This window comes from Rhizobacter sp. P3_B12 (assembly GCF_056402895.1).
This window is the reverse complement of the sequence record NZ_JBFUGN010000996.1, coordinates 1-2,212: the sequence shown is the minus strand read 5'-3', so window position 1 is coordinate 2,212 and position 2,212 is coordinate 1. Positions and strand designations below refer to the sequence as shown.

The window sequence follows — 2,212 nt, the reverse complement described above, 5'->3', positions numbered from 1 at the left end:
CGTCAGCGGAGTTCGATTCGATTTCCGACTGACCTGAAGCGCCGTCCAGTTCGTCAGCCAGCGCAATGAAACGGCCGCGCCAGGATTCACGCTCGGGATTTGATGGGTACTGCATGGATTCCGAAGTTCCGTCAAGGTGAGGACAAACGCGACTGCGATCTACCTCTCCCCCGACAGTCCGGTAAGTCACACCCTCGCGGAGCCGGTTCCACCGGATCGAAAAGTCGGACGGTTTGAACCCAGCAATACGTCAGTTCCCAGACCTCGAACTATCGAGGCAGTGCACCCGGAACCGCTTCCAGGTAAGCCTCCAACGCCGCCACCGCATGCCTCACCTTCGCCGGCTGCCCATCCCGCTGCGGCGTCACCGCCCACACCGGGATCCCTGGCACCTGCCACTCCGGCATCAGCTGCACCAGCCGCCCCGCGCGCAGGTCGTCATCCACATCCGCCCGCGTCAGCAGCGCGATCCCCAGCCCGGCCAGGCACATCTGCTGCAGGCTCAGCTGGTTGTTGCTGGTGATGCGCGCCTCCAGCCGCAGCGATTCGTGCTCGCCCTCGCCGCGCCGCATCTCGAAGGCCAGCGCGGTGCCATCGCGTGACAGCACGATCCACTGGTGCGCCAGCAACTCCCTCGGCGACTGCGGCGTGCCGTGGCGGTGCAGGTAGGCCGGCGCCGCGCACAGGATCCACGCGAAACTGCACAGCCTTCGCGCGACGTAGGTCGAATCGGGCATGCGCCCGGCACGCAGCGCGAGGTCGATGCGCGCATCGATCAGGTCGATCAACGCGTCGTCCACCAGCAGCCGCAGCGTCAGCCCCGGGTGATCGGCCAGCAGCGGCGCCAGCGCCGGCGCGATGTAGCGCGCAAAGCCCACCGGCGCCGAGATCCGCAACTCGCCCACCGGCGCGTCGTGCGCCAGCGTCAGCTGCCGCCGCGCCTGCTCGGCGGCATCCACCATCGCCCGGCAATGCTCGGCAAAACGCGCCCCCGCGTCGGTCAGCGTCAGCTTGCGCGTCGAGCGGTGCAGCAGCGTCACGCCGCTGCCCTGCTCCAGCGCGCGCATCTGCTGGCTCACCGCCGAGGTGCTCATGCCCTGCGCCCGCGCGGCGCCGCTCATCGAGCCGTGGCGCACCACCTCGGCAAACAAGGCCATGCGGCGAAGGTCATCCATGATCGTGAAGCCTGGCTAAAGAATGTTGTTCGAAATGAGCGACTGGCGCACTCATTGTGAAGCCCGGATCATCGCGCCATCGACAACTCCCTGAAAGAACACCCATGAAGATCGCCCTGATTGGCGCCACCGGCTTCGTCGGCTCCGAGGTGCTGAAGGAACTGCTGTCGCGCGGCCACCAGGTGACCGCGCTGGCCCGCACGCCGGCCAAGCTGCCCGCGCAACCCGGCCTGACGGTCGTCAAGGCCGATGCGCTCGACGCCGCCCAGGTGGCCGCCGCCGTCGAAGGCCATGACGCCGTGGTCGACTCGTACAACCCCGGCTGGAGCGAGCCGCGCATCCACGACGTGTTCCTGCAAGGCACGCGCGCCATCGTCGACGGCGTCAAGCGCTCGGGCGTCAAGCGCGTGCTGATCGTCGGCGGCGCCGGCAGCCTGTTCGTCGCGCCCGGCGTGCAGCTGGTCGACACGCCGCACTTCCCCGCCGAGTACAAGCAGGGCGCGCTGGCCGCCCGCGAGGCGCTGAACCAGATCCGCGCCGAGACCGCGCTGGAGTGGACCTTCCTGTCGCCCGCCGCGCTGCTCGCGCCCGGCCCGCGCACCGGCAAGTTCCGCATCGGCGCCGACGAGCTGCTGATGGACGGCGACAAGCCGGCCGGCCTCTCGGTGGCCGACCTGGCCGTCGCGATCGTCGACGAGATGGAGACGCCGAAACACATCCGCAAGCGCTTCACAGCCGCTTACTGATTCCCTGGGTTTACGGGGGTCGGCTCGGGCGTTCGTTCTGGAGACAATCCCTCCACAACCACAGGAGGGATTTCACGTGTCCGATGTCTTGCGCGCTGATCTGGCGAGCCGCCGCTTTGTCTTGAAAGGTCTGAGTTCCGCCGTGCTGCTGGCCGTGGCGGCCTGCGGTGGGGGCGGTGGGGACGGCAGTCCTGCTCCGGCCCCGGTCGGCGGTACGCCACCTGCCCCCGTGCCGCCCGCACCGGTTCCGCCGCCGCCGGCCCCGGCGCCCGGCCTGCCGCCGCTGTCGGC

Annotated in this window: 3 protein-coding genes; 2 read left to right on the top strand and 1 reads right to left on the bottom strand. The window is 69.2% G+C overall.

Annotated elements, in window-relative coordinates:
* Window positions 1–269: 269 nt before the first annotated feature.
* Window positions 270–1,175 carry a LysR family transcriptional regulator gene (locus AC1D01_RS31185; protein ID WP_477873359.1) on the bottom strand — a complete coding sequence of 302 codons (906 nt, stop codon included), beginning with the start codon at window positions 1,173–1,175 and terminating at the stop codon, window positions 270–272.
* 104 nt (window positions 1,176–1,279) lie between these two features.
* On the opposite strand from AC1D01_RS31185, the gene AC1D01_RS31180 reads away from it, so the two are divergent.
* Complete coding sequence (locus AC1D01_RS31180; RefSeq protein ID WP_477873357.1) at window positions 1,280–1,921, top strand: NAD(P)-dependent oxidoreductase; 642 nt, start codon at window positions 1,280–1,282, stop codon at window positions 1,919–1,921.
* A 76-nt stretch (window positions 1,922–1,997) separates the two neighbouring features.
* Window positions 1,998–2,212, top strand: a 215-nt coding sequence (locus tag AC1D01_RS31175) for a hypothetical protein (protein WP_477873355.1), incomplete at its 3' end; no start/stop codon positions are given.